The sequence below is a fragment of the Streptococcus sp. 1004_SSPC genome (assembly GCF_001069025.1).
In the GTDB taxonomy this organism is placed as follows: Bacteria; Bacillota; Bacilli; order Lactobacillales; family Streptococcaceae; genus Streptococcus; species Streptococcus vestibularis.
Map to the genome: position 1 here is coordinate 1 of NZ_JWGQ01000083.1, position 4,893 is coordinate 4,893.

Genomic DNA, 4,893 nt, shown 5'->3' on the forward strand with positions numbered 1-4,893 from the left:
ATCAAATTCCGAGTCAGCGTCAGAAAGTGAATCAATTTCAGAATCGCAATCAGTTTCTAATTCTGTGTCTGCCTCAGAAAGTGCCTCTGTATCTACATCCCAATCAGTGTCAAACTCAGAATCAGCGTCAGAAAGTGCCTCAATTTCAGAATCACAATCAGTATCAAACTCAGACTCAGCGTCAATAAGCACGTCAGAATCCGCTTCAACAAGCGCGTCCGAGTCAGCAAGCACATCAGCTTCAGAATCAGCGTCAACAAGTGTCTCAATTTCTGAATCACAATCAGTGTCTAACTCAGAATCGACTTCAACAAGTGAGTCAATCTCAGAATCGCAATCAGTTTCTAATTCTGTGTCTGCCTCAGAAAGTGCCTCAATCTCAGAATTACAATCTGTATCAAATTCCGAATTATCCCCAGAAAGTGAGTCAATTTCCGAGTCACAGTTAGTGTCGAACTCAGGATCAGCATCAACAAGTGCATCAGAGTCGTCTTCTGAAGTTAAGGATCCTAAACAAAAACGTGGTAGCCATGCTCTTCCTAAGACAGGTGAGGAAAACTCATTATTATCAATGGTATTTGGTGCTTTGGCAACTGCAACAGGTCTTGCTTTTCTTGCTAAACGTAAGAAAGATGAAGAACGTGAGGATTATTAGTAGTTTAGTATTGCAAAAGACATAACAATACTCAGAAAAGCACAAAAAACACCTCTATGTTGGATAACAATCTAGCTATGAGGTGTTTTTATTTGGGAATGTTGAGGTGGTAGACATTTCTTACTGTATGTCCCATGCTCCAAAGGCTGTTAAAGAAGTAGCAACTTACGTTGTGGATAACTTTGTAGATGCCGTTACACATTTGGAAAACTTGTTAGATTTATGGTGTTAACATTCAATATCTAGAATGAAAGTAGATTGGAACTAAGTCCTAATCTACTTTTTGTTATAACTTGATTGAAGTTGAATAGCTTAGATTTAAAAGAAGATATGGTGGAAAACCATTTCGATAAGAATGGAGACACAGGTTCATCTGTTGATAGCATAACTAACATTAAGATGAGGAAAAAGCAAACAAAGGTAAATGAGGAAAATAATCAAAAGACCTGAAACACTCAGGCATGCCCAGATAGAAAGAAAATCTCAAGTTGCATAGAGAACTTGGTTTTTTTGTTAATGAACGGTCTGAAGGCTACGGAAATTACTAAATATGATAAAAGTATGAAAGGACTTTACTTACTTTTACAGCACACATTCGCTTGTGGTAACATCACTTCTATACTACAATATAGGAGAAGAAGCAAGAAGAGGAGAATGCCATGCCGACAGAATATGAAAAAATGATTGCAGGTGAGTTTTATAAACCTAGCGATCCTGAGTTACGTGCTTTAGCAGCTAAATCTAGAGAAAAGCAAATGGCCTTTAATACGGAACCTAACTGTCTCAAGAGGGCTGAAATTGTCAAATCTTGGTTTGGTTCTACTGGGGAAAATGTTGCTATGAACCCTCAGTTCGTTACCGATTATGGGGTCAATATCCATATTGGTGAAAATTTTTATTCTAACTGGAATTTGACTATGCTAGATATTTGTCCTATCACGATTGGTGACAATGCTATGATTGGTCCCAATTGTCAGTTTTTAACACCTCTTCATCCGCTTGATCCAACTGAGCGCAATTCAGGCATTGAATATGGGGCACCGATTACCATTGGCGATAATTTCTGGGCTGGTGGAGGTGTGATCATTCTTCCAGGCGTTACATTGGGGAATAATGTAGTAGCTGGAGCAGGGGCAGTCGTTACCAAGTCCTTTGGTGATAATGTGGTTCTAGGTGGGAATCCAGCGCGTATTATTAAGGAAATTCCTGTCAAAAAAGATTAAGTGAAGCAACTCAAGGATTTAAGTCCTTGAGTTTTTTCGAAATCTATTGAAAGTTGAGTGGAAATTTTTTGAAAAGTTATTGACATTACCTTCTAAAACTCTTATACTACATAACGCTAGTTAGCTAACAATATGGTTAAGGAGTTATTTTTTGGACCATTTTGGAGGCTTGTTGAAGCAAGCAAATAACAATATGTTGCGCCACTTGGATCAGTTTGCCAAACAATATGATTTGACTGGAAATCAGATGGCCATTATCGATTTTATAACCAATCATGCTAAGTATGAGGTATTTCAACGTGACATTGAGCACGAATTTGACATTCAAAGGTCAATAACAACAGTTCTCTTACAGCGGATGGAGAAAAAAGGCCTTATCGAACGACATACCTCATCGAAAGACGCTAGGCAAAAAGCGGTTGTTTTAACGGATAAGGCGGTGAAAATCGCGTCTGCCTGTCAATCCTATCTTCGTAAAGAAGAGAAAGAGTTTGCTCAGCAATTTTCAGCTGAAGAGAGATCTTTCTAAAAATCTTACAACACTATCGTAATCTTTAAGTTTATCAAGGAGGAATAAATACTCATGTCAGAAGAAAAGATCTCCATCAAGGTCTTGTCTGCTATCTTTGCGACAGGCATCCTTTCCTTTTGTGGAGTGGCTGGTGAAACAGCCATGAACATCACCTTCCCGATTTTGATGAAGGAATTTTCAGTAACAACATCAACAGTTCAGTGGGTCACAACCATCTACCTATTAGTCGTTGCTTGTGTGGTACCCTTATCAGCCTACCTCAAGCGTTCCTTTAAGATGAAATCTATCTTCCTAATCGCCAATCTGCTGTCGGTCTTGGGTGTCCTTATCGACTTCATAGCTCCTAACTTTGGCTTTGTAGTCTTGGGTCGCTTGGTACAAGGTCTGGGTGTCGGTTTTGCCCTTCCTCTCATGTTTAATATCATTTTGGAGCGGATACCTAGCCGTAAGATTGGTCTTATGATGGGGGTTGGTACACTGATTACAGCAGTTGCACCAGCCATTGGCCCAACCGTCGGCGGTCTTCTAACGACACATTTTGGCTGGCGTTCTATTTTTCTTGTTCAGTTTCCTATTCTCTTGGCTTCACTGATAGCAGGGCTTCGTTCCATTGAGCAAAAGAGTGAGGTTAAACGTGAATCTTTAGATATCCTCAGTCTACTGGCTATCATCTTTCTTTTCTTGGGCTTGATTTTAGGCCTTCATGGAATTGCTGATCATGCTTTCTTCAGTTTCTCAGTCTTAGGTTGGCTTTTGATTGGTATCTTAGGTCTTGTCATTTTGATTAGGCGTTCAATTAAATTGGATAATTCCATTATCAATCTTTCGATTTTGAAAAATCGTAAACTGACCGGTCATATCATAGCTTTCTTTTCTTTTCAATTGGGATCCCTTGCGATGAGTTTCCTCTTACCTAACTATGTTCAGTTGGTTAACCACTCTAATACAACTCTTGCCGCCCTGATGATTCTTCCGGGTGCATTGATTGGTGCAGGATTTGCACCATTCTCGGGAATTATTTTAGATAAGATGGGGGCACGTAAACCAATTCTGATTGGAGCAATCCTTATCGTACTTGCTCAGTTGCTATTTAGCGTGTTCGGTCTTTCTCTTTCAAATACTTTAATCCTCGTCTTTTACATGATTTTTATGACGGGGCTTGGAGTTGCTTTTGGTAATGTTATGACTAACGGACAAAAGCAATTGCCTTTGGACCAACGGGCTGATGCCAATGCTATTTTTAATACCCTCCAACAGTTTGCAGGAGCAGTAGGGACAACACTTGCTTCCCTCATCGTTGCCTTAAGTCAAACCAATCATAAGATTGACTTTGCGCAAGCAACGGCTCAGGGGAGTCAAAATGGGTTTAGGGTTTTACTTGTTTTAGCAGTATTCCAACTTATTGTACTTGTGAACGTTGTCAAAAAGAACGATTAATAATTAAAATGAAGCAAAGGAAACATGCTTTCCCTTGCTTTTTCTTTTTTAACCGTATACTAATTTTATTGAAAATTCTAGTTAGATTTAAAGTTTTTTATCTATAATAGACTTAAAGAAAAACAGTCTTCGATGAAGATGATAGAAGGAAAGATCAATGTCCTTACTCAGGAAAATTAGTCCCGAACAACCTCTAAAGAATCTGAGGTGGTTTGATATCGGTATTATTACGATCATTATGTTTGGTCAGTTTATTGTCCGTTCGCCCCAGATGTATATAGCTAGTCTATCGCCAACTATTTACACAACAATAAGTGAGACAGCGACAAATACGGCTAGTGAAGGAGCAGCCTACTCAAGTGAACTTACAGGTTATTCTCTTAGTCTTAGTGATTATTTATCTCTGGATACGTCATTTTGACTTTAAACAATTACCTATACGCCTAAAGTGGTCTGTTCTCTTTTGAGTATCTTTTATTTTCGCTATCATGGATTTCTTCGCTGATATGGTCAGCACTCTGTCAGGTCAGTATAATTACTTTAGCCCTCAAGTTTTAGCTTTTACTAGCCCTATGGACGTGCTTAATAAGTTTCTGGCTCTCTTACCTAACCTATGGCTATTATCTACGGATTGCTTGACGGTTTCTACGAGGAATTTTTCTTCCTAGGACTTTTGACTTCAGTTAATAGAACCTTCTTGTATAGGGGGAATATTTCGAAGTGCTGAGACATTTTCAATAAAAGCAGGCTTTTTACGAATAAGATAGTCAATAATAAGAGGCAAAAAACAATTATATTATAGGGTGGAGTGCTTCGAAAAGGGAATTGGTGAGATTCCCATAGACTTTATTCATACACTAATCATTGAAACCGTTGGACCAGAAGTTGAGATTTTAGCTCAAGTCAATGGGCAATCGTGGCAGCCAAGGAAAAACAAATGCTTGTCACCTCGTTTCATCCAGAATTAACAGGTGATACAAGGATCCATACCTATTTTCTAGAGATGATTAGTCAGTCAAAAAAAGAAAAGCTTTGATTCAAATTTC

5 protein-coding genes and 3 pseudogenes are annotated in these 4,893 nt (G+C 38.7%); 7 read left to right on the plus strand and 1 reads right to left on the minus strand.

Going from position 1 to position 4,893, the window contains the following annotated elements:
* Window positions 1-234 (minus strand): annotated as a pseudogene (locus ADF62_RS11525) (cell wall protein); the annotation flags it as partial.
* 52 nt (window positions 235-286) lie between these two features.
* On the opposite strand from ADF62_RS11525, the gene ADF62_RS11530 reads away from it, so the two are divergent.
* The 7 genes and pseudogenes from ADF62_RS11530 to ADF62_RS06780 form a co-directional block, all read left to right on the plus strand.
* Entirely contained in the window at window positions 287-655 is a 369-nt protein-coding gene (locus ADF62_RS11530; RefSeq protein ID WP_239665008.1) for an LPXTG cell wall anchor domain-containing protein, read from the plus strand.
* A gap of 106 nt (window positions 656-761) precedes the next feature.
* On the plus strand, window positions 762-887 hold the full coding sequence (locus ADF62_RS11685) for a hypothetical protein (RefSeq protein WP_275043073.1): 126 nt from the start codon (window positions 762-764) through the stop codon (window positions 885-887).
* 427 nt (window positions 888-1,314) lie between these two features.
* Entirely contained in the window at window positions 1,315-1,878 is a 564-nt protein-coding gene (locus ADF62_RS06760) for a sugar O-acetyltransferase (RefSeq protein ID WP_048788418.1), read from the plus strand.
* Window positions 1,879-2,029: 151 nt separating this feature from the next.
* A complete protein-coding gene (locus ADF62_RS06765) occupies window positions 2,030-2,407 on the plus strand; it encodes a MarR family winged helix-turn-helix transcriptional regulator (RefSeq protein WP_232009624.1) in 378 nt (125 codons plus the stop codon).
* A 54-nt stretch (window positions 2,408-2,461) separates the two neighbouring features.
* The gene (locus ADF62_RS06770) at window positions 2,462-3,847 is read left to right on the plus strand and encodes an MFS transporter (RefSeq protein WP_048788419.1); all 1,386 of its coding nucleotides are present in this window, start codon (window positions 2,462-2,464) and stop codon (window positions 3,845-3,847) included.
* A 157-nt stretch (window positions 3,848-4,004) separates the two neighbouring features.
* Window positions 4,005-4,532: pseudogene (locus ADF62_RS11780) on the plus strand (CPBP family intramembrane glutamate endopeptidase); the annotation flags it as partial.
* Between the two features lie 133 nt (window positions 4,533-4,665).
* Window positions 4,666-4,883, plus strand: a pseudogene (locus tag ADF62_RS06780) (pyridoxal 5'-phosphate synthase glutaminase subunit PdxT); the annotation flags it as partial.
* Between the last annotated feature and the right edge of the window lie 10 nt (window positions 4,884-4,893).